The following is a 25846-nucleotide window of genomic DNA, read 5'->3' as shown; positions in this document are numbered from 1 at the left end:
GGGCACACCACCGGACTAAATGGCGGCGGGTGCTACTCCCAAGACGGGCTTCAGCCGTCACCCAAACCAGACCGCTGCCAGAACTGAATCACCAGCTCGTCCAGTTGCTCGTCGGTCAGTGTCGGGTTATGGCGGCGCAATATCTCTCGGATTTGCTCCATCCGCGCGCGCTTCTCGCTATCAAGCAGCATGTGGCCCGTGGGGACGGTCATGAACGTGCCCTTGTCCAGGCACTCGCTATCAAGTTTGTGGGCGGTGTCGTTGGTGGTCATGGCGGTGCCTTCCGTAAGGAAGCACGGTGATAATTGGGTAGCAGGTGGCCCAACAAAACCGAACCTGAATATGAGTGCTATGGCATCGGTGTTGCCGTAGCGAGTCCCGACCCCCAACGGCCTCGGCGGACCCGTCTCGTCGATCCCGGCCCCCACGGCCAGTCGAACCGATCCGAACTAACTGTGACGCTACACCTGTGACGCGCCGCGGCATAGCAAACTTTCCCAACGCCGACTGTGGCGATTTCGCAGGTGCTAAATGCTCACTTCGACGAATCGGCAGCAAGCATAAAGTGCGGTCCGATCGACTCTGCGCGGTGCGTTTCGCTGAGGGCGGACGGGGCCCCGGGTTGAGGTTCCCCCGGGAACAAACCGCTCCCCGGCTGGGTTAAGCGCATCAGACTCAACTTTTGGAGGATTTGATGGCTGAAGCCAAGTCGGTGCCGGTGCTGTTTGTCACTGACACCATCGTGCTGCCCGGAATGGTGGTGCCGATCGCGCTGGACGACGCCGCCCGCGCGGCGATCGACGCCGCTCAGGCGAGCGAATCGGGACAGCTGCTGATCGCCCCCCGGCTCGAGGACCGTTATCCCTCGCACGGCGTGATCGCCAAGATCCTGCAGGTCGGACGCATCGCCGGTGGCGGCACCGCCGCGGTGGTGCGCGGCGAGCGCAGGGCCCAGATCGGGGCGGGCGCGTCCGGACCCGGCGCGGCGCTGTGGGTCGAGGTGACCGAGGTCCCCGAGGCCGAGCCGACCGACGAGATCAAGGCGCTGACGGCGGAATACAAGAAGCTGCTGTTGGCCATGCTGCAACGGCGCGAGGCCTGGGAGATCATCGACTACGTCAACAGGCTGACCGATCCGTCGGCGCTGGCGGACACCTCCGGGTACGCGTCCTACCTGACCAACGCTCAGAAGCGGCAGCTGCTGGAGACCGTCGAGGTCGCCGAGCGGCTGCGCGTGCTGATCGATTGGACCAGCGAGCACCTGGCCGAGGTCGAGGTGAGCGACAAGATCGCCGAGGACGTCCGCGAGGGCATGGAGAAGACGCAGAAGGAGTTCCTGCTGCGCCAACAGCTGGCCGCCATCCGCAAGGAACTGGGCGAGGGCGAACCGGACGGTTCGGACGACTACCGCGCCCGCGTGGAGGCCGCAGAGCTGCCCGAGAAGGTCCGCGAGGCCGCGCTGCGCGAGGTCGGCAAGCTGGAACGCTCGAGTGACCAGAGCCCGGAAAGCGGCTGGATCCGCACCTGGCTGGACACCGTGCTCGACCTGCCCTGGAACGTCAAGAGCGAGGATTCGACGGACCTGAAGGCCGCGCGCGAGATCCTGGACGCCGATCACCACGGGCTGGACGACGTCAAGGACCGCATCGTCGAATACCTGGCCGTGCGGGCGCGCCGCGCGCAGCGCGGGCTGCAGGTGATCGGCGGCCGCGGCTCCGGCGCGGTGATGGTGCTGGCCGGTCCTCCCGGCGTCGGCAAGACGTCGCTGGGCGAGAGCGTGGCCCGGGCGCTGGGCCGCAAGTTCGTGCGCGTCGCCCTGGGCGGCGTGCGCGACGAGGCCGAGATCCGTGGGCACCGGCGCACCTACGTCGGCGCGCTGCCGGGCCGCATCGTGCGGGCGATCGGTGAGGCGGGATCGATGAATCCCGTTGTGCTGCTGGACGAAATCGACAAGGTCGGTTCCGACTACCGCGGCGACCCGAGCGCGGCGCTGCTCGAGGTCCTGGACCCCGCGCAGAACCACACCTTCCGCGACCACTACCTGGATCTGGACCTGGACCTGTCCGACGTGGTGTTCCTGGCCACCGCCAACGTGATCGAGAACATCCCGTCGGCGCTGCTGGACCGCATGGAGCTGGTGGCTATCGACGGCTACACCGAGGACGACAAGGTCGCCATCGCGCGCGACTACCTGCTGCCCCGGCAGCGGGAGCGCGCGGCGCTGACCGAGGACGAGGTTGCGGTGACCGACGCCGCGCTGCGCAAGATCGCCGCCGACTACACCCGCGAGCCGGGGGTTCGGCAGTTCGAACGGCTGCTGGCCAAGGCGCTGCGCAAGGCGACCACCAAGCTGGCCGCCGACCCCGCGCCGCTGTCCATCGACGAGCCGGATCTCGTTGACTACCTGGGCCGTCCACGGTTCATGCCGGAATCGGCCGAACGCACGGCGGTGCCGGGCGTGGCCACCGGCCTGGCGGTGACGGGCCTGGGCGGTGACGTCCTCTACATCGAGGCCGGCGCCACCGACGGTGAGGCGGGTCTGCAGCTGACCGGCCAGCTGGGCGACGTCATGAAGGAGTCGGCGCAGATCGCCCTGTCCTACGTGCGCTCCCACGCCGCCGAACTGGGCGTCGATCCCAAGGCGCTGGACCGGCGCATCCACGTGCACGTGCCCGCGGGTGCGGTGCCCAAGGATGGCCCGTCGGCCGGTGTCACCATGGTGACCGCGCTGGTGTCAATGGCGACCGGGCGTCAGGTTCGCTCCGACGTCGGGATGACCGGTGAGGTCACGCTGAACGGCCGGGTGTTGCCGATCGGCGGCGTCAAGCAGAAGCTGCTGGCGGCCCAACGTGCCGGGCTGTCAACGGTTTTCATCCCGGCGCGCAACGAGCCGGACCTGGACGATGTGCCGGGCGAGGTGCTCGCGGCGCTGGACGTGCGGCCCATGACCGACGTCGCCGAGATCGTCGCGCAGGCACTGGAACCGGCGGCACAGCCCGCGACGGCGGCCGCCTGACAACATCGCTGAACGGATGTTCAGTCGTAGGTGGGCGCGACGCCCGGGGGAGGTCGAGAGGTTTCGGCCTCCCCCGGAGCCGGGTAGCCGTTGGCACAGAGGGAAGACCAGCCGAGGGGGGTATGACCTCTAACCCGACGTCAGCAAGGGCGCGGGTGACGAACAACAATCACGCCGTGAATCCGCCGATGGCGGGTAGCGGCTGGGTAAGGAGTTCATCGTGAGGTTGAACAGAATTGCTGCTAGCGCCGCGATCGCGGGCGCTCTGACGTCCGGTGCGCTCGGAGTCGGCGCCGGTTTCGCGCAGGCCGACCCACAGGGGCCGAATCCGCCGGTGCCGGGTTGCGTCGGTGGGCCCGGTGCGAACTGCAACGGGCCGGGCACGCCGCTTCCGCCTGGGCAGCGCGGATTCCCGCCGCCGGGTCACTTCAACGACCCCGTGGGTTACGGGTATCCGGCTCGCTGGATGCCGCCGGGCCAACCGGGCGATTACCCGGTTGTATTTAACCCGGCCGTAAACCAGTGGGGCGTTTTCCTGCCCGGCGGCCAGTTCGTCGCCTACGCGACGTAAAACCCGCACAGCGAGACGGCCGCCGCCGATGCGGCGGCCGTTCTCGTTGCGGCAGAATCGCAGGGTATGAGTGACTTCGCGAATCTGAAACGGCAAGTCGTCCATCGCGTTCAGCGGCTGGTGGTCAACCCCGTTGGTCGTCAGTTGCCGATGACCATGCTGGAAACCACCGGCCGAAAGAGCGGGCAGCCGCGCCGCACCGCGGTGGGCGGGCGCGTCGTGGACAACCAGTTCTGGATGGTCTCCGAGCACGGCGAGCACTCGGACTACGTCCGCAACATCAAGGCCAATCCCGCTGTCCGCGTGCGGGTCGGCGGCCGGTGGCGCAAGGGCACCGCACACCTGCTGCCCGACGATGATGCCGTGCAGCGGCTGGGCAATCTGCCGCGGCTGAACAGCGCGGTGGTACGGCTGATGGGCAGCGACCTGCTGACAATCCGCGTCGATCTGGACTGACGCGGTTACGCGTGTCGGGTCCCGGGATTAGGGTCGTGACATGGCCTACGACGAAGACCTGGCCAACCGAATCCGCGAGCTAGTGGGCACCGAATCGGGCGTCGAGGAAAAGCGCATGTTCGGCGGTCTGGCGTTTCTGATCAACGGCAACATGTCGGTGGCCGTCAGCGGGCAGGGCGGGCTGCTGGTGCGGGTGCCGCCGCAGGACACCGACAAGCTCGTCGAGCGTGCGCACGTGAGCCCGATGGTGATGGCCGGGAAGGAAGCCCGCGGCTGGTTGCGCGTTGAGGCCGCCGGCGTGCAAACCAAACGCCAGCTTGACAGTTGGGTCGCCCGCGGAGTTGGTTACGCGCGCAGCCTGCCGCCCAAATAGCGGGTCCGGTTTGTTCGCGCAAAGCGCGGGTACGCGGGTGCGTATGGACAAGCGGGTGCGACGACTGCTCGACGTTGCCGGCACGACCTATGCCGCGCAGGCGCGTATCACGATGAGCGACAAGCCGATGCCGCTGTTCCAGCTCCTGGTCCTGTGTATGCTGGCCAGCAAGCCGATTGATGCGGGCATCGCCATGGCCGCCGCGCGTGAACTGTTCAAAGCCGGCCTGCGGACACCCAAAGCCGTGCTGCAGGCCAACCGGCAGACCATGATCGACGCGTTCGGACGCGCGCACTATGTGCGCTACGACGAGAGCTCGGCGACCCGGCTCGCCGATATGGCCGAGCGCGTTCGTGACGACTACTCCGGTGATCTGCGCCTGCTGGCCGAGCGCAGTCAGCACGACCTGGCCGCGGCCAAACGAATGCTCAAGCAATTCAAGGGGATCGGCGCCACCGGTGCCGACATCTACCTGCGTGAAGTTCAGGACGTGTGGACGTGGGTGCGGCCGTACTTCGACGACCGCACCACCGGCACCGCCAAGCAACTAGGCTTGCCCACCGAGCCCAAGAAGTTGGGATCGCTTGCGCCCCAGGAGAATGCGCGGCTGGCCGCCGCACTGGTCAGGGCGTCGCTGGACGACGATGTGCGTCAGCTGGTGGCCGGCTGAGCGACCCGTGACCATACGCATCGGTACCTCGGGGTGGTCGTACAACCACTGGGTGAATGTGCTGTACCCGACCGGAACGCCGTCGGGACGCCGGCTCGCCCGCTACATCGAGGTGTTCGACACCGTCGAGCTGAACGCGAGTTTCTACCGGTGGCCCCAGGATTCGACCTTCACCGGCTGGCGCCAGCAACTGCCGGAGGGCTTCACCATGTCGGTCAAGGCGCACCGCGGCTTGACGCACTACCGCAGGCTGGCCTCACCCGAGCCGTGGATCGAGCGATTCGAACGTTGTTGGAATCTGCTGGGTGATCGGCACGGGGTGCTGCTCGTGCAGTTGCACCCCGAGCAGCAGCGCGACGACGCGCGCCTGGATTCGTTCCTGGCCCTCATGCCCGAATCGATCCGTCTCGCCGTCGAATTGCGTCATCCGTCGTGGAATGACCCCGCCGTGTTCGAGTTACTGGAACGCCGCCGCGCCGCCTATGTGGTGATGAGTGGCCTCGGGCTGGACTGCATCCCCCGGGCGACGACAGATCTGGTGTACATCCGGATGCACGGCCCGGATCCGGACGCCAATTACGCCGGCTCCTATTCCGACGACGATCTGCGGCGCTGGGCCGATCGCCTCACCCAGTGGGACGGCGACGGCAGGGACGTGTGGATGTATTTCAACAACGACCTGGGCGGGCATGCGGTCCGCAACGCTCTGGCCTTGCGCGACCTTTTGGGTTGAGCGCCCGCGAGTAGGCTGGAATCCTTCGAAGAAGGGAGCGCCCATTATGGCCAGCTCGACCAGCTTCGTGATCGTCGGCGGTGGGCTCGCGGCGGCCAAGGCCGCAGAGGCGTTGCGCGACAACAACTTCGATGGTCACATCATGGTGTTCGCCGACGAGGAGCATCTGCCCTACGAGCGGCCCCCGCTGTCGAAGGAGTATCTGGCCGGCAAGAAGTCGTTGACCGATTTCACCGTGCAGAACTCCGACTGGTACCGGGACAACAACGTCGACTTGCGGCTCAGCACCCGGGTGTCCGAGCTGGACGCCGCCGGCCACACCGTGGGTCTTGCCGACGGCACCACCGTCGGTTACGAAAAGCTGCTGCTGGCGACCGGCTCGGGGTCGCGGCGTCCGCCGATACCGGGCTCGGATGCCCCCGGCGTCTATTATCTGCGCACCTATGAAGACGCGGTGGCATTGAATTCCGTTCTTACCGAAGGCGCTTCGCTGGCCGTCGTGGGCGCCGGTTGGATCGGGCTGGAAGTGGCCGCCGGCGCGCGCCAGCGCGGCGTCGACGTCACGGTGGTCGAGGCGGCCAGCCAACCGCTGCTGGCCGCACTGGGCGAAACCGTCGGCGAAGTGTTCGCCAACCTGCATCGCGAGCACGGTGTGGATCTGCGGCTCGAGACCCAGGTCGAAGAGATCACCCGGGCAGACGGAGCGGCGACCGGCTTGCGGACCGGCGACGGCGCGACGATCACGGCCGACGCCGTGCTGGTTGCCGTCGGCGCCAAGCCGAACACCGAACTCGCCGAACGGGCCGGGCTGTCCATGGGCGACGGCGGGGTGCTCGTCGATGCCTCGTTGCGCACCAGCGACCCCGACATCTATGCCGTCGGCGACATCGCCGCGGCCCTACACCCGCTGTTCGGCACCCGGATCCGCACCGAGCACTGGGCCAACGCGCTCAAGCAGCCCGCGGTCGCGGTGGCCGGGATGCTGGGCACGCCAGGCGAATACGCGGAGCTCCCCTACTTCTTCACCGACCAATACGACCTGGGCATGGAATACGCCGGGCATGCCCCCGACTTCGAGCGGGTGGTTTTCCGCGGCGACGTCGCCGGCCGCGAGTTCGTCGCGTTCTGGCTCGACGGGGACGACCGGGTGCTGGCCGGGATGAACGTCAATGTCTGGGAGGTGCTCGACGACGTCAAAGCTCTGATCCGAGCCCAGGCCCCGGTCGACGTCGCCAAATTGCGCGATCCGCAGTCGCCGCTGGGTGAGCTGCTCGGCTGAACGTCAGCCGGCGGTGCGCTCGGCGTCGGGGCCGTCGGTGCTGCGCGGCGTCGGGGCCCACGTCCCGTCGATGACGTCGGGTGGGCATTGCACCTGCAGCCGTTCTCGCTCGGTGCGGCGGCGCTTGATCCGCAGCCGCGCATCGCCGGGCAGGGTGACCAATTCGTTGCAGGTCAGGTAGTACATGTCGTCGACGTCGTCGATCAGATCGGCCTCGACTCGCAGGGAACCCAAGGCGCGCAGCGTCATTCGGAGTTCGTGCGTGAACCGCATCGTGGTGTCGTGGGCCAGCTCCCGGGTGCCGCGGGAGCCGGTGGCGGGATGTCCGTCCGGCGTCGGCGACGGTGCGGGCACCGCGGCGGCGGCCGCGGCGGCGATCAGCAGCATCGTCGGGTCGTCGGCGAATGTCGTGCTGGCCAGCTCGGCCTCGCCCGGGCCGCGGTGCCCGATCCGTGCGGCGGCGGCATCCACCACGGCGGCGGTTGTCGGCGACAACGCGCGAATGCTCGCGAGGTTGCCGTCGGCGGCCAGCGCACACAGCGGCGGGTCGGCCCGCAGCGCGGCCGCCAACCCGGCGATCTCCGCGGCGACGAGGCCGCTGTCGGTGATCATGCCCATCCCGGGCACGCTGCGATGCGCCTGGCTACGTACCGGTGTCACGGCGCTGACGCCGGCGTCGATCAGCCACAGCGCGTTGAGCATCCAGCCTTGATGGATCCGGTCGCGCAGCAGCCGGAGCCGAACTTCCAGTGCCGCCTCCGGCAGTAGCGCGAGTTGGCCGGAGTCGAGGTGCTCCGCGGTCGCCGCGGCGGCGTAGGCGCGGGTGTCGGCCCGCAGATGGCGCAGCAGCGCCACCGACCGTCCCGCGGCCACCGCCTTGGCGACCGAGCCGAGCGCTCCGTTCGACAGGGCCGGCTCACCGAACGGCAGCGGATCCCCGACGTGGGGCCGGCCGACCAGGGCGTCGCGGGCGACGGCCTCGTGGTCCCAACCGGGCAGCTGGGAGGCGGCGACCATGTTGACGGATACCCCGACGTAGGGACGGTGGCCGAACACCGCGATCGCCCTGCTGCCCCACTCCTCGTCGACCGCGTCGCCGAGCGCGAGCGCCTGACCGAGCACCCGGCTCGCGGCGCGCAGCCCGCTCAGCTGGACGTCGAGCGTTATCGGCGTGAGCGGTCCGGGCAGCGCCTGGTTGAGGGCGGAGCTGCTGAAGACCGGGAACCGCGGATCGATCTGGTCGTCGAATTCGCCCTCGATGCCTTCCGGCGCCGCGCTGTGCGCGTCGCTAGCCGGCCGCCGGGCGTGTGCCAGCACCTCGACCGGGAGCGCGAGCCGCCCGCCGTGGTTGATCGCGCCGGCCGTGTCGAGTCGGCGGCCGACCAGTCCGCGCGCGGTGTCGGCGACCGCGTCGAGCGCGTGCCAGCCGAACTCGAACGCCCAATCCTCTTGTGCCGCGGAGATATTCATGTCCGGAGTCAGCTGTGACCAGCTGCGCACCCGATGCAGCGGGGACCGCGGGTCGGTGGCTCGCAACATCCGCCATGCGGTGATCAGATTGACGGTGTCCGGGCTGGCGAGGTCCACCACACCGGTGCGGTCGGTGTTGAGCGCCAGCACCAGAAAGCGCATCAGGTCATCGAGATGAAGCACCCGAATGGGCTGGGCCGAGACCTTCGCCCGCACCAGGGTGGCCACGGTACGGCACACCATCCAGTCGAGCTGTCGACCGACCGGTGGCGCGATCCGGACGACCACGGTGGGCCCCCAGCTCGAGGACACCAGGTCCTCGGCCGGCCGGTATAGCTCGGGACGGCCGGCGGCCTGCGACACGAACAGCAGCCGGGAGCCGGCGCGGGCGGCCGCATCGGTCACCCGCGCGAGTCCGTCCAAGTCCGCGCTGCCGGGGACGGACGGGTCGATGGGGGCCAGGTGGACCACCGCGTCCGCCTCGTCGGTCAGCTCGCGCAGGACCCGGTCGCGCAGCGACGCGCAAACAAACTCGACGTTGCCGTCCAGACACGGATGGGGAAGCTCAGCAATGCCGGTGACCGTGTGCCCGGCAGCGATCAGCTGCCCAGCGACCAGCCGCCCGAGTGCGCCGGTGGCGTCGGTAACCAGGATGTGCACCTGGGCTCACCTCCCCCAACCCTCAGCAATCAACAATAGGCAAGTAGGCACTGGCTACGCGACCGTTACTCCGATAACGGTTCGGTGACCTGTCGTGTTGCCGTGGGCCAGGACTACCGCAGCGTCGCGCTGCCGTCCGCGGCGACGGCAACCTTGGCGCCACCGATATCTTCCCGCACCGATGCCCGCGCCGTGGCGCGATCGGTGACCACGGCCAGCGCGCGCGACCCGTCGGGCGTGCGGACGGCCAGAAAGGCCTTCTCGGGCTGGCCGTCGCGGTCGAACGGCGTCGTCCAGGCCTCGATGGTGCCGACGCCTTCCCACTCCACCACCGCGTCCGTCGTCGGCTCCCGATCGACGGCCGGTTGCGTGTCTTCCCAACGGAATTCGGCCGGCGGCTCGGTGCTGTAGACCCCGAAGCTGTGTTTGGTCAGGTAGCCGCCGTTGGCGGTGATCAGGCCGCGGCGGCCCGGATTGGCAACCAGCAACTCCGCCATGGTGGCAATCGAATGCATCACATAGTTGCTCCACGGTCCGCCCGCGAACGTCAGCCCACCGGTGACCGTCAGCGGTCGGGCGGGATCGTCGGTGCTCAACCCGAGCTCGGCGGCCGCCACCTGAACGGCGGAGGGAAAGCAGGAGTACAGGTCGACGTAATCGATGTCGTCGATGCCGAGGCCGGCCAGCTCCAGCGCCCGCGCACCGGCGATCCGGATCGCCGTCGACCGGTGCAGTTCGTGGCGCTCGGCGATGGACGCGGTGTCGTGCGCGTCGGTGCCCGCGTGCGGGTACACCCAGCGCTCGGCCGGGATCTTCAGCCGGGTCGCCTCCGCGACCGACGTCAGGACCAGCGCAGCGCCCTGGTCGACCATGTTGTTCGAGTTCATCAGCTTGGTGTAGGGCCAACTGATCATGCGGTTCTGCGGGCCCGCCTGGCTGATGTCGTCGGCGCTCGAGGGCTTGCGGATCCAGGCGTTCGGGTTGTCCACCGCCACGGCGTTGAACCGTGCCCACAGCGCCCCGATGCGCTTGCGGTGATCGTCGATCGACTCGCCGTTCGCGACCCGAAGCGCCTCCTCGAACATCGGGTAGACGTAGGCCGGCCGGTCGAGGGAGATCCTGATCTCGGCGTCGCCGGCCATCGCGACGTCGTCACCGCTGATCTCGGCCATCGGGACCGACTGGTCCTGCTCGGTCCACACCAGCTTGCCGCCCTTGGCCCGCAGTCCCCGCCTGGTGCGCCAGGTTTCGGCGCCGGCCAGCAGCACCACCTTGGCGTGGCCGCGTTGAATATCCAGGCAGGCCTGGTTGACAAGCGACTGCGGCACGTTGCCGCCGACGGGGCTGTACAGCGTGCTGAAGTCGGACGCGCCGAGCCGCTGGCCGAGCAACAGGCCCGGGTCGCGGTACTGGGCGGACAGGATGTTCACGATCCGGATGGAATCGACGGCCTCGATCACCGCGGCATCGGCGGCCTGGGGGGCCGCGGCGACCATCAGGTCCATCGGCTCGACCGAGCGGGTGTCCGGGTCGATCTCGTCGCGATGGTTGACCTGGCCGAAACCGATCAACACCGGGGTCCTGGGGTCGACGCTCATGGGAACGAATTTAGCGTGGCTATGGATCCGCGGTGTCGGGCGGCACGGACAGGACACCGTCCTCGACCAGCCGCTCGATGTCCGCGGGGTTCATTCCCAGCACGCTTCGGCAGATCTCGACGGTGTCCTGGCCGGGCAGCGGCGCCGGGGCCTGCCGGGCCGCGGGGATGTGGCGGTACGGCGCCGGGCCCGTCTCGGCCGGCAACGGGCTTTCGATCAGCGGATGCGTCATGGGGCTGTAGACGTTTCGCGCGATCAGCTGTGGGTCCTCGAGTACGTCCGGCGGGCGGTTCATCGGCCCGGCGGGGACCCCGGCCGACTGCAGCAGCTCGGCCGCCCGCAGCGGCGTGCGCGTGCGGGTCCAGCCGGAGACCAGCTCCACCAGCTCGTCGCGATGGTTCAGCCGCGCTTCGCCGGTGGCGAAGCGCGGATCGTCGGCCCACCCGGCATGGTCGAAAACCGAAGCGGCGCGGCGCCATTCGTCGTCAGTGCGGATCGAGATGACGCACCATTCGTCGTCGCCCGCGCAGGGGTAGACCGCATGCAGGCTAGTGTCCTCGCGAATCTGCGCGACGCCCGCGGCCAGCGCGGCCTGGGTGACGTACAGCGTGTCGAGCTGATTGACCACGACTTCGGCCTGCGAGATGTGCACGTGGGCACCCTGTCCGGCCCGGTTGCGGTGGATCAACGCGGCCAGCGCCCCGGTCGCCGTGACCCGCCCCACCACGTGGTCGGGGAAGACCGTTGTCGCATCGTAAAACCCGTGCCTGCCCGTGGCGGCTTCGCCCAGCGCGCCGTCGGACGTCCAGAGCCGGGTGACCCCGGTGGTGGCGCGGACCAGGGGGCCGTAGCCCAATCGGGCGCTCCACGGCCCCGTGTCGCCGAACGCGCTGCTCTCGGCCAGCACGATCCGCGGGTTGATGGCGCGCAGCTGATCATAGGAAAAGCCCAGTGCCGTAAGGGTTCCCGGCTTGAAGTTGGCGAACACCGCGTCAGCTTCGGCCACCAGGCGGCCGAAGATCTGCTTGCCCTCGGCGCTGCGCAGATCCAGTCCCAATCCCCGGTTGTTGCGGTGCGTCCAGGCGAACGACTCGCTCATGGCATCGCCGACCCGGGCCTGCCGCAATCCATCCGGGTAATCGACGCTTTCGACCTTGATGACGTCGGCGCCCAGGTCGCCGAACAACCGGCTCAGCTCGCCACCGGCGACGATGATGCCCAGATCGAGAATCCGCAGCCCGGCGAACGGATAATCGCCGAGCCGGCCCGAGGACGACGGCACCACCGACGGGTTGCCCCGCCAATACGGTTCGTCGTTGCCCGCGGCCGGCACCGGCGTGCGGAAACCCGCGCGCCGGCCGTCGACGACGAAATAGCCGGTCGGCACGCTGGTGCGCACGCCGGGGACCAGTTCGGCGTCGGTGATGGCGCCCACCGCCTGGAAGTGTTCGGACCCCAGGATCCGTGCGGGTGTCAGCACCGCGGCGATCGGCACCCCGTTCGCCTGGCCTGCGGCCACCAGGTCTTTCATGGTCTGCCCGGCGAACAGCTCCCGGATCAGCTCGCTGATCTGCGGCCAGGCCGCGAACCGCGCACCGATCGCGTCGTATTTCGGGTCCTGGAACTCGTCGGGCTCCCCCAGCCAGCGCCGCAGGCCGCGCCACTGCCGCGGCGCCATCACGCACAGCCGGACGTAGCCGTCCTGGCACGGGTAGATCGGGTAGGCGTCCTGGTTCTTCGGCCGGCCCCGCCACCGCCCGCTGCGACGGACCCCGGCGGCGGCCTGCCCGTGCGCGCCGAAGGCCGGATCGAGGGCCATGACGACGGCGTCGAACCAGGAGAAGTCGATGTAATCGCCTGTGCCGCAGCGTAATCGGTTGTAGTACGCAGCGAGCGCGGCCCACGCCGCCTGAACCGCGGCGGTCGCCGACGCGATACCGTCCGGCGGCAGCACCGGGGTGCCGGTGGTGGGGCCGGATCGCGACAACGCGCCACACATCGCGTACAACACGGGATCGGTGGCACGCCACGACGACCGCGAACCCGTCGCACCGAAGTCGGTGATCGACAGCACCACCAGGTGCGGATAGCGGGCCGCCAGCTCGTCGCCCGAGGTCCCGAACATGGCTCCGCGTTCGTCGGCGCCGGTGTCCACGATGATGTCGGCCTCGGCGGCCAGGTCCAGGAAGCGGTCGCAGTCCTCGTCGTCGAACGGGTCGAGCACCGCGCTGCGCTTGTTCGCGTTGTGCACCGCGAACGGAATGCTGGCCCCGCGCAGCGTGGGCAGCGCATCGCGTCCCAGGGAACCGCCCGGCGGTTCCACCTTGAGGACATCGGCGCCCAGGTCGGCGAACAGCCGGGTGACCGCGTCCGCGACGCCGCTCGACAAGTCGAGGACGCGCACGGCATCGAGCAATCCGTCGGCCATCTGGACACCGTACCTGCCTGGTCAGGCCGCTGCGCGGCGGGCGTTCCCGACGTCGAACGGCTACCGCGGCGGCCAAAGTGCCGGGCGGGCAAGCTGTTTCGCCCGGCGCGCCGTCGGCACCGGCGCAACGTTCTCCTCGAAGGTCGGCGTCGGCTATCGTCACAGGCCGATCCGCCCGACCCTGTCCGTCGTCTCATGGAGGCATCACTATGACCGCGCACCTGAGCTACGTGGAGGCCGTGGTGGTCGGCGCGTTCCAAGGCGTGACCGAGCTGTTTCCGGTCTCCAGCCTGGGGCACGCGGTGCTGGTGCCGGCGCTGGTCGGCGGGCGATGGGCCCAGGACCTCAGCGTGTCCGCCCCCAAATCGCCGTATCTCGCGTTCATCGTGGGCCTGCATGTGGCCACCGCCGCCGCCCTGCTGGTGTTCTTCTGGCGCGATTGGGTGCGGATCCTGACGGGGTTCTTCACCTCGCTGCGCCATCGGCGGATCCAGACGCCCGACGAACGGCTGGCCTGGCTGATCGTGGTGGGCACCATCCCGGTGGGCCTGGCCGGGCTCTTGCTGGAACAGCTGTTCCGCACCACACTCGGCAAGCCCGTCCCCGCCGCGGCGTTCCTATTGCTCAATGGCATCGCCCTGTATGTGGGCGAGGTGCTGCGCCGGCGCATCGCGCCCGCACCGGATGAGGCCGCGATGGCCGGCGGGCAACTCGAACACGGCGACGAGGCCTCGGACCGCCGGCTCGCCCAACTCCCCCTGCCCCGCGGCTTGGTGATCGGTGCGGCGCAGATCCTCGCGCTGCTGCCCGGCATCAGCCGCTCGGGAATCACCATCGTGGCCGGCTTGTGGCGGGGCTTGTCGCACGAAGATGCCGCCCGGTTCTCCTTTTTACTTGCGACGCCGATCATCCTGGCCGCGGGCGTGTACAAAATCCCGGAACTCTTCGGGCCGCTGGGCGCCGGAATCGGCGGCCAGGTGCTGGCCGGCAGCGTCGCCTCATTCGTTTGTGCTTATCTCGCCGTGCGTTTCCTGACACGGTATTTCGAGACCCGCACGCTGACGCCGTTCGCGATCTACTGCGCCCTGGCCGGCGGCGCCAGCCTGGTCTGGTTCGCCCTGCGCTGAACCGTCGCGCGCCGGTCACCGGGGATTGTTGCGCAGGGGCGACTTCGAGTGCTGTGCTTAACCCCGTTGTTTAGTTGACACCCGTCAAGAAACTGGAGGGGACCGGAATGGCAGACACGGCTTCGATAGGCCTGAAGGTCCGCGGCAGGGTCGTCGTGATCACCGGAGGCGCCCGCGGCATCGGGCTGGCCACCGCGACCGCGCTGCACAATCTGGGCGCCAAGGTCGCCATCGGCGACGTCGACGAGGTGCGGGTGAAGGAGTCGGGTGCCGACCTGGGCCTCGACGTCTACGGGAAGCTCGACGTCACCGATCCGCACTCGTTCTCCGATTTCCTGGACGAGGTCGAGCGCCGGCTCGGCCCGATCGACGTGCTGATCAACAACGCCGGCATCATGCCCGTCGGCAAGATCGTCGACGAGCCCGACGCGGTCACCCGGCGGATCTTGGATATCAACGTCTACGGCGTGATCGTCGGCAGCAAGCTGGCGGCCCAGCGCATGGCACCGCGCGGCAAGGGTCACGTCATCAACGTCGCCTCGCTGGCCGGTGAACTCAACATCGTCGGGCTGGCCACCTACTGCGCCAGCAAGCACGCGGTAATCGGCTTCACCGACTCGGCCCGGCTGGAGTACCAGGACGCCGGCGTGAAGTTCTCGCTGGTGTTGCCGACGTTCGTCAACACCGAGTTGGTCGCCGGAACTCCCGGCATGAAGGGGTTCCGCAACGCCGAACCCACCGAGATCGCCGACGCGATCGTCAACCTGGTGGCTCACCCCAAGCCGCGGGTGCGGATCACCAAGGCGGCGGGCGCCATGGTGGTGTCCCAGAAGTTCTGGCCGCGCCGAATCGCCGAGGGGCTGAACCGGATGCTGGGCGGTGATCACGTCTTCACCGACGACGTCGACGTCGCCAAGCGCCGGGCGTATGAGGCCCGCGCCCGCGGCGAAGAGTAATCGCGCACGAGCATTCTTCACCGAAGGCGCGGACAATCGGCCGGGTGAGCCTAGAAACCCGAACCTCCGCGCCCACCGAATCTCCGCTCTCCGACGACGAACTCGCTCTGCTCGACAAGTACTGGCGCGCCGCCAATTATCTGTCGGTCGGACAGATCTACCTCCTGGACAACCCGCTGCTCACCCAGCCGCTGGCCACCGAGCACGTCAAACCGCGGTTGCTGGGGCACTGGGGCACAACACCCGGGCTCAACCTCGTCTATGCCCACCTGAACCGGATCATCCGCAACCGCGACGCCGACGTCATCTACGTGACCGGGCCCGGTCACGGCGGACCCGGGCTGGTCGCCAACGCCTACCTGGAAGGCACCTACAGCGAGGTGTACACCGGCATCGAAGAGGACGCCGAAGGGCTGCGCAAGCTGTTCCGGCAGTTCTCCTTCCCCGGCGGCATCCCCAGCCACGTCGCGGCGCAGACGCCGGGATCCATCCACGAGGGCGGTGAGCTCGGCTACGCGCTGGTGCACGCCTACGGCGCGGCCCTGGACAACCCGTATTTGGTGGTGGCCTGCGTCGTCGGCGACGGCGAGGCCGAAACCGGGCCGCTGGCCGCCAGCTGGCACTCCAACAAGTTCCTCGACCCGGTGACCGACGGCGCCGTGCTGCCCATCCTGGCGCTCAACGGCTACAAGATCGCCAATCCGACGGTGCTGGCCCGCATCCCGCACGACGAGCTGGAGTCGTTGTTGCGCGGCTACGGCTACCGGCCGATCACGGTCGCCGGCGACGACCCGGCCGACGTGCACCGCCAACTGGCCGCCGCGCTCGACGACGCCTTCGATGACATCGCGGCCATCCAGACCGCGGCCCGCGGCGGCGGTCAGGCGCAGCGACCGGTGTGGCCGATGATCGTGCTGCGCACGCCCAAGGGCTGGACCGGGCCCAAGGTGGTGGACGGCAAGAAGGTCGAGGGGACCTGGCGCTCACATCAGGTGCCGCTGTCCGAGACGCACAAAAATCCCGAGCACCGCGCCCAGCTGGAGGAGTGGCTGCGCAGCTACGCGCCCGAGCAGCTTTTCGACGACAACGGCAGGCTGCGTGACGAATTGCGCGCGCTGGCACCCAAAGGCGATCGCCGGATGAGCGCCAACCCGCACGCCAACGGCGGGCTGTTGCTGCACGATCTGGACCTGCCGGACTTTCGCGACTACGCCGTGGCCGTCGAGCGGCCGGCGGCGGCCACGCACGAGGCAACCCGGGTGCTGGGCGCGTTCCTGCGCGACGTGATCGCCCGCAACCGGGACCGGTTCCGGCTGATGGGCCCCGACGAGACGGCCTCCAATCGGCTCGACGCCGTCTTCGGGTCGACCGACAAGGTGTGGCTCTCGGAGGTCGAGCCCGACGACGAGCACCTAGCGCCGGACGGCCGCGTGATGGAGGTGCTCTCCGAGCACCTGTGCCAGGGCTGGCTGGAGGGCTATCTGCTGACCGGGCGACACGGGCTGTTCAACTGCTACGAAGCGTTCGTGCACATCGTCGACTCGATGCTCAACCAGCACGCGAAATGGCTTGCCACCAGCCGGGAATTGCCGTGGCGCCGCCCGATCGCGTCGCTCAACTATCTGCTCAGCTCGCACGTCTGGCGTCAGGACCACAACGGCGCGTCCCATCAGGACCCGGGCTTCATCGACCTCGTCGCCAACAAGCGACCGGAACTGACCCGCGTCTACCTGCCGCCGGACGGCAACACGCTGCTCTCGGTGGCCGATCACTGCCTGCGCAGCCGCGACTACATCAACGTCATCGTCGCCGGCAAGCAGCCCGCGCTGGCCTACCTCGACATGGACTCCGCGATCGCGCACTGCACCCGCGGCCTGGGCATCTGGCCGTGGGCGAGCACGGCCACCGAGGAGCCCGACGTGGTGCTGGCCTGCGCCGGAGACATCCCCACGCTGGAGACGCTGGCCGCCGCCGACATCCTGCGCCGCGAGCTGCCGGAGCTGGGCGTCCGGGTGATCAACGTCGTCGACCTGATGCGGCTGCAACCGGATTCCGAGCACCCGCACGGGCTGCCCGACCGCGAATTCGACGCGCTGTTCACCCGCGACAAGCCGGTCATCTTCGCCTACCACGGCTATCCCTGGCTGATCCACCGGCTCACCTACAGCCGCACCAACCACGCCCACCTGCATGTGCGCGGCTTCAAGGAGCGCGGCACCACGACGACGCCGTTCGACATGGTGATGCTCAACGATCTAGACCGCTTCCACCTCGTCATGGACGTCATCGACCGGGTGGACGGCCTGGCCAGCCGCGCCGCCATACTGCGGCAGCGGATGGTCGACGCGCGCCTCGCGGCGCGGATGTACACCCGCGAGCACGGCGAGGACGACCCGAAGATCGCCGGCTGGACCTGGCCGGCCGAGTGAGCCGCGGGTGACCGCCGAGTGACGCGAGCAACCCGGTCGATCCCTCGGGCGCCGGTAAACTGGTCGGATGCTTGACGCCACCGGGACAGCCGATATTCACCCCGCGGTGTCAAGGTTCCCGGTGCTGCACCGATTCCGGATCCACCTCGACATTGCCGTCGTCGTCGTGGTGCTGGTGCTGACCAACCTGATCGCGCACTTCACCACGCCGTGGGCGAGCATCGCCACCGTCCCGGCCGCGGCCGTGGGGCTGGTCATTTTGATGCGCTGGCGGGGCCTGGGCTGGGCGGACCTCGGCCTGGGCCGCGAGCACTGGAAGCCCGGCATGGGTTACGCCGTGGCCGCCGTGGCCGTCGTCGCGTCGGTGATCGCGCTGGGCGTGCTGCTGCCGGAGACCCGGCCGCTGTTCATGAACAACCGCTACGCCACGATCTCCGGGGCGATGATCGCCTCGATGGTCGTCATCCCGCTGCAGACCGTCATCCCCGAGGAGCTGGCCTTCCGGGGCGTCCTGCACGGCGCGCTCAACCGGGCCTGGGGCTTTCGCGGCGTCGCGCTGGCGGGTTCGCTGTTGTTCGGGCTATGGCATGTCGCGACGTCCTTCGGCCTGACTAGCAGCAACGTCGGCTTCACCCGGCTGTTCGGCGGCGGAATCGTGGGCATGATGGCCGGGGTGACCGGGGCCGTCCTCGCGACCGGGGCCGCCGGATTCGTCTTCAGCTGGCTACGCCGGCGCAGCGGCAGCCTGATCGCGCCCATTGCGTTGCACTGGTCGTTGAACGGGCTCGGCGCGCTGGCCGCCGCGCTGGTGTGGCACCTGTCCACCTGACGCCGAATCAGGCCAGCAGCACCGCCGCACCGGCGATGCGGCCGGCGCTGAGATCCGTCAGCGCCCGATCCGCCTGTCCGAGCGGATATTCCGGCGTCGTCACCTCGATGTGGTGCTTACCCGCGAAGTCCAGGAAGGCCCGCGCGTCCGCCCGGGTGTTGGACGTCACCGATCGGACCTGGCGTTCCTGGAACAGGTGACGCTGGTAGTTCAGGGCCGGGATGTCGGACAGGTGAATCCCGGCGATCGCCAGGGTGCCGCCGCGGTCCAGCGCTTCCAGCGCGGGCAGCACCAGATCACCCACCGGAGCAAACAAAATCGCGGCGTCCAGCGGCACCGGGGGCGGCTCGGCCGCACCCTGCGCCGATGCCGCGCCGAGCTCCAACGCCAGTTCCTGCGCGCGGGATCCGCGGGTCATCACGTGTACCTCGGCGCCTTGTGCCAGCGCCACCTGCGCGGTGATGTGCGCGCTGCCGCCGAAGCCGTAGAGACCCAGGCGGCCACCAGCCGGCAGCTCGGCGCGCTGCAGCGAGCGGTAGCCGATGATGCCCGCACACAACAACGGGGCCAGCTGGCTGTCGCTGTAGCCGCTCGGCAAGGGGTGGGCGAAAGCGGCCGGGACGGTGGCGAATTCGGCGTAACCGCCGTCGGCGTCCCAGCCGGTGTAGCGAGAATCGGGGCACAGGTTCTCGTCGCCGCGCCGGCAATACTTGCACACGCCGCAGGTGTGGCGTAGCCAGGCGATGCCCACCCGGTCCCCCACGCGGAATTCGTCGCCGGCCTGCTCACCCATGTCGATGACTTCGCCGACCACCTCATGACCGGGAGTGACCCGGTCGCGGTGCACTGGCAGGTCGCCTTCGGTGACGTGCAGGTCGGTGCGGCAGACGCCGCAGGCGCGTACCGCCACCAGCAGTTCGGAGGGGCCGGGGTGTGGCACCTCGGCGGTGACCTGCTCCAGCGGGCCGCTCTTCATCGGCCCGGGCCGACGCACGCGCCAGGCGCGCATTGCCGTGGTGGTCACCGGTGGAGGCATCAATCCATCATGCCGCTAACCACCACGGCCGCAACGGGTTAAGCCGATTAGGTCCTGTGCCGCACCATGCCGACGACCCACAGCAGGAGCAGGGCGCCGAGCAGCGCTGTGAAGAAGGTGAAGATGATTCCGCCACCCGCGGTGTTGACGAAGAAGCTCAGGATGAAGCCGCCGATCAACGCGCCGACGATGCCGATGACGATGTCCATCAGGATGCCGGCACCGCTGCCTCTGATGATCCTGCTGGCGATCGCACCCGCCAGACCGCCGATGATGATGTAGCCGATCCAGCCGACGCTGGTCAGCGTCGAGGAGCGGGCCAGATATTCGGTAGCAGCAATGACGTCCATCGAAGTCTCCTTGCAATCGCTGGCAAACCCCAGCTATTTGCTGGGTCGTCACTTCGGTATACCCAGTTTGGGTCACGAAATGAGCGCCGAATTGGAGACGGTTGACCCGTCGGTTTCGGGTGCGAGCGGGCCGTCGAGCGGCGCGATCAGGCCGAGAGGGTCTGCTGCGGTGTCGGTGTGGGCGTCGGGCTGGCCTCGGAAGATGCCGGCGCGCCACCGGGAACCGGCGCGGGTGCCCCCGGCGCCGGCGGCGCAGCGGGTGCCCCGGGCGCCGGCGGAGCAGCGGGCGCGCCAGGAGCCGTCGCTGTACCCGGCGCACCCGGTGCCGCGGGGGCTCCAGGAGCCGCCGGCGGTGTCCATGCCTGGATCGACTCGGTGAGCGCCTTGGCCGCGCCCCGGTCCACCGGGTCGTTCGAGGTTCCGAGCCACACCACGAACCAGCGTTGGGCGGTGCCGCCGTTGGCGGAACCGATCACGCCCGTCCAGATCTGGCCGTTGGGCTTGGACGCGTCGCTGAATTTGACTTCGTAGTACGACGCGCTGCCGGTGCTTCCGTTGCTGCCGGAGAGCGGGGTGGCGTCCTGGTTGATCCGGGTGCCGGGATAGGGCATGAAGAACTCACCCATGTCCGAGCCCAGCCGCACCGCGGCCTTGGCGTTGTTGGCTTCCGCGCTGGCATAGAGCTTTTGGTCCAGGCGGCCCATCACGATGCGGGTGTCGTTGGCGACCGCCGGCGCCTGGTCGGGCATCGGCGGTGGGCCGGTGACCTTGCTCAGCAGCGCCGAACCGTAGTCGAGGTGCGACGCGTCCGACTCCACCCAGCCGGGCGGCAGCACGTAGCTGAATCCCCCGACCGCGTTGGTGATCCGCCCGGCGTTCGGGTCGGCCGGCGGTGGCGGCGGCGCATTCGGGTCGACGGGCGGCGGCGGTGCGCCGTTGGGGTTGGCGGGCGGTGGTGGGACCGCGTTGGGATCACCCGGTGCCGGTTGCCCATTCGGCGGCTGAGCGGCCGGCGGCGCGTTGGTCGCCGGGGCCCCCGGCGGGGCCGTGGCGGTCGGCGGGACGGGCGTCGGCACCTCGGGATCGGCGCTGGAAGTCGCCGGCAACGCGATGGCGACTGCGCTGGCACCGGTCACCGTGGTGAGCGCCAGCGTCGTCCACAGTCCTTTACGACGGGTCGAGGTCGGATCCACCTGCTCCATGGCGACGAACCTACCGTGTTACCGCTGTGACGCAAGGGTGCATGCGGACTAATGCTGTGGGGATTTACCGATGTTGCCAATGTGCAATCTTGCCGGCGGCATGACGCCGGCACCCGGCGGCTCACCGCGCGGCGGGATACAGCGCCACCTCGTGGGCCTTGACCGAGAACCACACTCGATCCCCGGGCACCAATTGCAGCTCAGACGCGGCGTCGACGGTGATCTCCGCGGCGACGCCCGGGGCCCCGTCGGGTTGCTGCGCGGCGCGCACCCACACGGCCGCCCCGCGGACGTCCATCTCGGCCACGGTGACCTCAACGGTGTTGCGGGGGCTGCCATGCGGGCGGTCGCGATAGACGGCCACCGCCGTTGGCGGGAACACCGCGATCGCATGCTGGTCCGGCGAGACCGTTTCGCCGCTCTCTCCCGGCGCCGCATGCCAGCGGTCGCCGGACTCCGCGCGCAGCGAGCCGTCACGGTCGACGGTTCCGTTCACCAGGTTGATGCCCGCGATGCGGGCCGCGAAGTGACTGCGGGGCGCGGTGAGAACCGCGGGCACCGGGCCGATTTCGGCGATCGTGCCGGATTCCAGCACCAGGACGCGATCGGCCAGGGTGAACACGTCCAGCAGGTCGTGGGTGACCAGGATCGCGGCGCAACGGATGCGGGTGATGACCTTGCGCAACACCGCCCGGATCGCCGCGGCCGCAGCGACGTCGAGCCCGGCCAGCGGTTCGTCGAGCAGCAACACGTCGGGTTCGGCCGCCAGCGCCCGGGCGATCGCGACCCGCTGGGCCTGCCCGCCGGACAGCTGCCGCGGTTTCCGGTCGGCGAAGCGTTCGGCATCGACCTCGCGCAGCCAGCGCAGCGCGGTCGCCGCCTGGGCGGCGCGCGCCGGGCGCCACCTCGCGCGCCGACTGTGCGGTCCGAACGCGACATTGGCGGCAACGCTCATGTGCGGGAACAGCAACGCGTCCTGCAGCAGCAGCCCGACCCGGCGGTCGTGCGTCGCCACGTTTATCCCGGCCGCGGTGTCGGTCAAGACCCGGTCCCCCAGCCGCACCACCCCCTCGTCCGGACGAAGTAGCCCCGCGATGACATGCAGGACGGTCGATTTGCCCGCGCCGTTGGGGCCGAGCACCGCGAGCACCTCACCCGCGGACACGGAGAACTCCACGTCCACATGGCGGTCGGCGACGGCCGCGCGCAGCCGCAGTTCGCTCACGGCTGCCCGGTTCCGGTCAGCCGGCGAGTGCCCAGGCCCAAGACCACCAGGGCCGCCACCACCACCAACAGGATCGACAGCGCCACAGCGGCATTGGCGTCGGTCACCCGTTGCAGATAGATCTCCAGCGGCAGCGTGCGGGTCACCCCCTGACGGGATCCGGCGAACGTCAGCGTCGCGCCGAATTCGCCCAGCGAGCGGGCGAAGGCCAGCACCGCCCCCGACAGCACGCCCGGCAACAGCAGCGGCAGGGTGACGCGCCACCAGACGACGCTCGGGCGCGCCCCCAACGTCGCGGCCACCAGCTCGAAGTCGGCCCCCGCGGTGCGCGCGGCGCCCTCCAGCGAAATCACCAGAAACGGCAGCGAGACGAACGTCTGTGCCAGCACCACGGCGGTGGTGCTGAACGCGATGCTCACACCGGCGGCTTCCAGGTACCGGCCGAGCAGTCCGAGCCGGCCGAACGCGTACAGCAACGCGATTCCGCCCACCACGGGCGGCAGCACCAGCGGGAGCAGGATCAGTGGCCGCAGCAACCGGATCACGCGCGCCGTGCTGCGCGCCAGCACCAGCGCCATCGGCACCCCCAACACCAGGCACAGCGCCGTGCTGGCGGCGGCGGTCTTCAGGCTCAGCAACAACGCCGTCCGCGACGACCGGCTGCCGATCAGCGATCCGAAATGCGGCCAGTCGACCTTGACCGCGATGGCCAGCAACGGCAGCACCACGAAGATGGTGCCCACCGCCGCGGGGACATACACCCAGCGGGGCAGATCCGTCGGCCGGTGCATGGGCGGCGTCAGGGTTTCGCGAAGCCGGCCTGGGCCAGGATCTGCTGCCCGGTCGGTGAGGTCACCAGGTCGACGAACTTCTGCGCCTGCGCGGCGAGCGGCGCCTTCTTCAGCACGCCGATGGGATAGACGTTCACCGCGCCGGCGGCCTCCGGGAAGTTCACGGTCGCGACCTTGCTGCCGGCGGACCTGGCGTCGGTGACGTAGACCAGCGCGGCGTCGGCCTGCCCGCTGGTGACCTTGTTGAGGGCGTCCGTCACGCTGAGTTCCTCGCTGACCGGGTTGAGGCGCACCCCGGTGCTGTCCTCGACGCGGTGGGTCGCCGCCCCGCACGGCACCGGCTGCTGGCAGGTCACCACGTTGAGGCCGGGCCTGGCCAGGTCGGCGAAGGAACCGATCTTCTTCGGGTTGCCCGGCGCGGTGACGATGACCAGGGTGTTCGACGCGAAGTTCGTCGGGTTGCCGTTCAGCAGGCCGGCCTTGCTGACGGTATCCATCTGCGCGGTGTCGGCCGAGGCGAACACGTCGGCCGTGGCGCCCTGCGTCAGCTGGGTCGCCAGGTCGGAGGAGCCGGCGAACTCGAAGTCGACGCCGACGCCCGGATTCTGGTCCTTGAACCGCTGGCTGATCTGGGTGAACGACGGCTTGAGCGAGGCCGCGGCGAACACCATGACCTTGCCGCCGGATGTCGACGATGTCTGCGAAGAGGGCGACTTGGAACCGCACCCGATCAGGCCCGCCATCAGCACGGTCGAAATTACAGCGGCCAGGATCCCGATCCGACGCATGGATGCACCCTAGCCCGCCGATGATGCGGTCCGCTCGGCGCTTGAATCGCCGCAAGAAAGTGGCGGCCGAATAGTTACGCAAATGATCCGCGCGTCGCGCCGGCGAAAGTTTCGCCGACTAGCTACTGTCCAGTAACATATGTGGGAATTGATGCCATAACGCGCGTGAACACGAGGAGGGCATGGCAGTGGAGGTGCTGGTTACCGGCGGAGACACGGACCTGGGGCGCACGGTAGCCGAGAGCTTCCGCGATGACGGCCACAAGGTGACCCTCGTGGGCGCACGCAAGAGCGATGTGGAGATCGCCGCCAAGGAGCTCGAGGTCGAGGCGATCGTCTGCGACACCACCGACCCGGCCAGCCTCGAAGAGGCCCGTCCCCTCTTCCCGCATCACCTGGACACCATCGTCAACGTGCCGGCCCCAACCTGGGACGCCGGCGATCCGCGCACCTATTCGATCGCCGACACGGCGAACGCCTGGCGCAATGCCCTTGACGCGACGGTGCTTTCGGCAGTGTTGACCGTGCAGGCCGTGGGCGATCACCTGCGCTCGGGCGGCTCCATCATCAGCCTGGTGCCCGAGAACCCGCCGGCGGGCAGCGCCGACGCCGCCATCAAGGCCACGCTGTCGAACTGGACCGCCGGGCAGGCGGGCATTTTCGGCACCCGCGGAATCACGGTCAACGTGGTGGCGAGTGGACGCAGCGCCGAGGCCGGCTATGACGGGCTGTCCCGCAGCCCGGCGCCGGTGGCCGCGGAGGCCGCCCGGTTGGCGTTGTTCCTGACCACGTCGGCGGCGCGCCACATCACCGGCCAGACGCTGCACGTGAGCCACGGCGCGTTGGCTCGTTTCGCCTGAGGCGTAGCGCGCACCCTTCTCCCGGGCGGGGCGGATCGCTACGGTAAATCTCGTGGCTATTCGACTCGGTCTGCAGATTCCCAACTTCTCCTACGGCACCGGGGTTGAGCAACTCTTCCCAACGGTCATCGCCCAGGCCCGCGAGGCCGAATCCGCCGGATTCGACTCGGTTTTCGTGATGGACCACTTCTACCAACTGCCGATGCTGGGATCGCCGGATCAGCCGATGCTGGAGGCGTACACCGCCCTGGCGGCACTGGCCACCGCCACCGAGCGGGTGCAGCTGGGCACCTTGGTAACCGGCAACACGTACCGCAACCCGTCCCTGCTCGCGAAGACCATTACCACGCTCGACGTGGTGAGCCAGGGCCGGGCGATCCTGGGGATCGGCACCGGATGGTTCCAGCTCGAGCACGAACAGCTGGGCTTCGAATTCGGCACCTTCACCGACAGGTTCAACCGGCTCGACGAGGCCCTGGAGATCATCCTGCCGATGCTCAAGGGCGAGCGCGCCACCTTCTCGGGCAAGTGGTACCAAACCAGCGAGGCGTTCGCCAATCCCCGCTTCCGGGACCACATTCCGCTGATGATCGGTGGCAGCGGCGAGAAGAAGACAATCCCGCTCGCAGCACGGCATTTCGACCACCTCAACGTGATTGCGGGTTTCGACGAGCTGCCGCGCAAGCTGGACGCGGTGCGACGGGCCTGTGACGACGTGGGCCGCGACCCCGCCAGCCTGGAAACCAGCACGCTGACCACGGTGCTGATCGACGAAAACGCGAGCCTCGACCAGATTCCCGCCGAGATGACGCAGCGCATGGTGGTCGGCACGCCGGATTCGGTCGCCGATCAGATCAAGTCAAAGGTGATCGATGCGGGCATCGGCGGCGTGATCATCAACCTGCCCTTCTATACGCCCGGCGTCATCGAGGCGGCCGGCGCGGCGCTGCGTCCGCTCGTGGGGCTGTAGGCATTTCGGCGCCTCAGCGGACCGGCCGG

Annotated in this window: 23 protein-coding genes; 13 read left to right on the top strand and 10 right to left on the bottom strand. The window is 69.1% G+C overall.

Translation table 11 applies throughout. The features are described 5' to 3' along the window. Positions 1-50 precede the first annotated feature (50 nt). Positions 51-272 (bottom strand): hypothetical protein, encoded by a 222-nt coding sequence (locus A5732_RS26815; RefSeq protein ID WP_139334476.1) that lies wholly within the window; start codon positions 270-272, stop codon positions 51-53. A gap of 422 nt (positions 273-694) precedes the next feature. Between A5732_RS26815 and lon the strand changes: the two genes are divergently transcribed. The 7 genes from lon (at position 695) to A5732_RS02000 (ending at position 7098) form a co-directional block, all read left to right on the top strand. Then, positions 695-3016 carry an endopeptidase La gene (gene lon, locus A5732_RS02030; RefSeq protein WP_171974942.1) on the top strand — a complete coding sequence of 774 codons (2322 nt, stop codon included), beginning with the start codon at positions 695-697 and terminating at the stop codon, positions 3014-3016. A gap of 220 nt (positions 3017-3236) precedes the next feature. Then, complete coding sequence (locus A5732_RS02025) at positions 3237-3587, top strand: hypothetical protein (RefSeq protein ID WP_065142035.1); 351 nt, start codon at positions 3237-3239, stop codon at positions 3585-3587. Between the two features lie 66 nt (positions 3588-3653). After that, positions 3654-4043, top strand: a complete 390-nt coding sequence (locus tag A5732_RS02020) for a nitroreductase family deazaflavin-dependent oxidoreductase (protein ID WP_064952501.1) — start codon at positions 3654-3656, stop codon at positions 4041-4043. 40 nt (positions 4044-4083) lie between these two features. Then, a complete protein-coding gene (locus A5732_RS02015; RefSeq protein WP_076100340.1) occupies positions 4084-4416 on the top strand; it encodes a TfoX/Sxy family protein in 333 nt (110 codons plus the stop codon). A 43-nt stretch (positions 4417-4459) separates the two neighbouring features. Further along, complete coding sequence (locus tag A5732_RS02010) at positions 4460-5086, top strand: endonuclease (RefSeq protein ID WP_076100338.1); 627 nt, start codon at positions 4460-4462, stop codon at positions 5084-5086. 7 nt (positions 5087-5093) lie between these two features. Continuing rightward, the gene (locus tag A5732_RS02005; RefSeq protein ID WP_076100337.1) at positions 5094-5819 is read left to right on the top strand and encodes a DUF72 domain-containing protein; all 726 of its coding nucleotides are present in this window, start codon (positions 5094-5096) and stop codon (positions 5817-5819) included. Between the two features lie 46 nt (positions 5820-5865). Further along, positions 5866-7098, top strand: coding sequence for an NAD(P)/FAD-dependent oxidoreductase (locus tag A5732_RS02000; protein WP_076100335.1), 1233 nt, complete (start codon positions 5866-5868; stop codon positions 7096-7098). A gap of 3 nt (positions 7099-7101) precedes the next feature. Here A5732_RS02000 and A5732_RS01995 read toward each other — a convergent pair whose 3' ends face one another. From A5732_RS01995 to A5732_RS01985, 3 genes are all read right to left on the bottom strand, one after another. Further along, entirely contained in the window at positions 7102-9228 is a 2127-nt protein-coding gene (locus A5732_RS01995; RefSeq protein WP_076100333.1) for an NAD-dependent epimerase/dehydratase family protein, read from the bottom strand. A gap of 113 nt (positions 9229-9341) precedes the next feature. Beyond that, the gene (locus A5732_RS01990) at positions 9342-10826 is read right to left on the bottom strand and encodes an acetyl-CoA acetyltransferase (RefSeq protein WP_076100331.1); all 1485 of its coding nucleotides are present in this window, start codon (positions 10824-10826) and stop codon (positions 9342-9344) included. A 19-nt stretch (positions 10827-10845) separates the two neighbouring features. Continuing rightward, entirely contained in the window at positions 10846-13254 is a 2409-nt protein-coding gene (locus A5732_RS01985; RefSeq protein WP_076100327.1) for a CaiB/BaiF CoA-transferase family protein, read from the bottom strand. 209 nt (positions 13255-13463) lie between these two features. Between A5732_RS01985 and A5732_RS01980 the strand changes: the two genes are divergently transcribed. The 4 genes from A5732_RS01980 to A5732_RS01965 all read left to right on the top strand — a co-directional run bounded on the left by A5732_RS01980 (position 13464) and on the right by A5732_RS01965 (position 18595). Next, positions 13464-14381 (top strand): undecaprenyl-diphosphate phosphatase, encoded by a 918-nt coding sequence (locus A5732_RS01980; RefSeq protein ID WP_065055802.1) that lies wholly within the window; start codon positions 13464-13466, stop codon positions 14379-14381. A 107-nt stretch (positions 14382-14488) separates the two neighbouring features. Then, the gene (locus A5732_RS01975; protein ID WP_076050623.1) at positions 14489-15337 is read left to right on the top strand and encodes an SDR family oxidoreductase; all 849 of its coding nucleotides are present in this window, start codon (positions 14489-14491) and stop codon (positions 15335-15337) included. 44 nt (positions 15338-15381) lie between these two features. Then, the gene (locus A5732_RS01970; protein ID WP_076100324.1) at positions 15382-17766 is read left to right on the top strand and encodes a phosphoketolase family protein; all 2385 of its coding nucleotides are present in this window, start codon (positions 15382-15384) and stop codon (positions 17764-17766) included. A 67-nt stretch (positions 17767-17833) separates the two neighbouring features. Beyond that, positions 17834-18595 (top strand): CPBP family intramembrane glutamic endopeptidase, encoded by a 762-nt coding sequence (locus tag A5732_RS01965; protein ID WP_076100322.1) that lies wholly within the window; start codon positions 17834-17836, stop codon positions 18593-18595. Positions 18596-18602: 7 nt separating this feature from the next. Here the strand turns inward: A5732_RS01965 and A5732_RS01960 are convergent, their stop codons facing one another. The 6 genes from A5732_RS01960 to modA all read right to left on the bottom strand — a co-directional run bounded on the left by A5732_RS01960 (position 18603) and on the right by modA (position 23987). Beyond that, positions 18603-19631 (bottom strand): zinc-binding alcohol dehydrogenase family protein, encoded by a 1029-nt coding sequence (locus A5732_RS01960; RefSeq protein WP_076100319.1) that lies wholly within the window; start codon positions 19629-19631, stop codon positions 18603-18605. Between the two features lie 47 nt (positions 19632-19678). Then, on the bottom strand, positions 19679-19981 hold the full coding sequence (locus A5732_RS01955) for a GlsB/YeaQ/YmgE family stress response membrane protein (RefSeq protein WP_064950814.1): 303 nt from the start codon (positions 19979-19981) through the stop codon (positions 19679-19681). A 146-nt stretch (positions 19982-20127) separates the two neighbouring features. Then, positions 20128-21183 carry an alanine and proline-rich secreted protein Apa gene (locus A5732_RS01950; RefSeq protein WP_076100316.1) on the bottom strand — a complete coding sequence of 352 codons (1056 nt, stop codon included), beginning with the start codon at positions 21181-21183 and terminating at the stop codon, positions 20128-20130. Positions 21184-21304: 121 nt separating this feature from the next. Further along, positions 21305-22408, bottom strand: coding sequence for a sulfate/molybdate ABC transporter ATP-binding protein (locus A5732_RS01945; protein WP_076100314.1), 1104 nt, complete (start codon positions 22406-22408; stop codon positions 21305-21307). Beyond that, positions 22405-23199: an ABC transporter permease gene (locus tag A5732_RS01940; protein ID WP_076100311.1), complete on the bottom strand. Its 795-nt coding sequence runs from the start codon at positions 23197-23199 to the stop codon at positions 22405-22407. Before A5732_RS01940 ends, A5732_RS01945 begins: the two co-directional genes overlap by 4 nt. Positions 23200-23207: 8 nt before the next feature. Further along, entirely contained in the window at positions 23208-23987 is a 780-nt protein-coding gene (gene modA, locus A5732_RS01935; protein WP_076050608.1) for a molybdate ABC transporter substrate-binding protein, read from the bottom strand. A 182-nt stretch (positions 23988-24169) separates the two neighbouring features. Between modA and A5732_RS01930 the strand changes: the two genes are divergently transcribed. Continuing rightward, complete coding sequence (locus A5732_RS01930; RefSeq protein WP_076050607.1) at positions 24170-24847, top strand: SDR family oxidoreductase; 678 nt, start codon at positions 24170-24172, stop codon at positions 24845-24847. Positions 24848-24899: 52 nt separating this feature from the next. Continuing rightward, entirely contained in the window at positions 24900-25817 is a 918-nt protein-coding gene (locus tag A5732_RS01925) for an LLM class F420-dependent oxidoreductase (protein ID WP_076100308.1), read from the top strand. The last annotated feature ends 29 nt before the right edge of the window (positions 25818-25846 follow it).

This window comes from Mycobacterium colombiense (assembly GCF_001953985.1).
In the GTDB taxonomy this organism is placed as follows: domain Bacteria; phylum Actinomycetota; class Actinomycetes; order Mycobacteriales; family Mycobacteriaceae; genus Mycobacterium; species Mycobacterium colombiense_B.
This window is presented reverse-complemented; position numbering and strand designations above follow the sequence as displayed.

What these genes read in the sequence shown, in the direction of transcription:
- lon (WP_171974942.1), top strand. Translation starts at nt 695, where the DNA reads ATGGCTGAAGCCAAGTCGGTGCCGGTGCTGTTTGTCACTGACACCATC.
- A5732_RS01950 (WP_076100316.1), bottom strand. Translation starts at nt 21,183, where the DNA reads ATGGAGCAGGTGGATCCGACCTCGACCCGTCGTAAAGGACTGTGGACG.
- A5732_RS02010 (WP_076100338.1), top strand. Translation starts at nt 4,460, where the DNA reads ATGGACAAGCGGGTGCGACGACTGCTCGACGTTGCCGGCACGACCTAT.
- A5732_RS02015 (WP_076100340.1), top strand. Translation starts at nt 4,084, where the DNA reads ATGGCCTACGACGAAGACCTGGCCAACCGAATCCGCGAGCTAGTGGGC.
- A5732_RS01990 (WP_076100331.1), bottom strand. Translation starts at nt 10,826, where the DNA reads ATGAGCGTCGACCCCAGGACCCCGGTGTTGATCGGTTTCGGCCAGGTC.
- A5732_RS01960 (WP_076100319.1), bottom strand. Translation starts at nt 19,631, where the DNA reads ATGCCTCCACCGGTGACCACCACGGCAATGCGCGCCTGGCGCGTGCGT.
- A5732_RS01975 (WP_076050623.1), top strand. Translation starts at nt 14,489, where the DNA reads ATGGCAGACACGGCTTCGATAGGCCTGAAGGTCCGCGGCAGGGTCGTC.
- A5732_RS02000 (WP_076100335.1), top strand. Translation starts at nt 5,866, where the DNA reads ATGGCCAGCTCGACCAGCTTCGTGATCGTCGGCGGTGGGCTCGCGGCG.
- A5732_RS01965 (WP_076100322.1), top strand. Translation starts at nt 17,834, where the DNA reads ATGCTTGACGCCACCGGGACAGCCGATATTCACCCCGCGGTGTCAAGG.
- A5732_RS01985 (WP_076100327.1), bottom strand. Translation starts at nt 13,254, where the DNA reads ATGGCCGACGGATTGCTCGATGCCGTGCGCGTCCTCGACTTGTCGAGC.
- modA (WP_076050608.1), bottom strand. Translation starts at nt 23,987, where the DNA reads ATGCGTCGGATCGGGATCCTGGCCGCTGTAATTTCGACCGTGCTGATG.
- A5732_RS01940 (WP_076100311.1), bottom strand. Translation starts at nt 23,199, where the DNA reads ATGCACCGGCCGACGGATCTGCCCCGCTGGGTGTATGTCCCCGCGGCG.
- A5732_RS26815 (WP_139334476.1), bottom strand. Translation starts at nt 272, where the DNA reads ATGACCACCAACGACACCGCCCACAAACTTGATAGCGAGTGCCTGGAC.
- A5732_RS01930 (WP_076050607.1), top strand. Translation starts at nt 24,170, where the DNA reads ATGGCAGTGGAGGTGCTGGTTACCGGCGGAGACACGGACCTGGGGCGC.
- A5732_RS01955 (WP_064950814.1), bottom strand. Translation starts at nt 19,981, where the DNA reads ATGGACGTCATTGCTGCTACCGAATATCTGGCCCGCTCCTCGACGCTG.
- A5732_RS02020 (WP_064952501.1), top strand. Translation starts at nt 3,654, where the DNA reads ATGAGTGACTTCGCGAATCTGAAACGGCAAGTCGTCCATCGCGTTCAG.
- A5732_RS01980 (WP_065055802.1), top strand. Translation starts at nt 13,464, where the DNA reads ATGACCGCGCACCTGAGCTACGTGGAGGCCGTGGTGGTCGGCGCGTTC.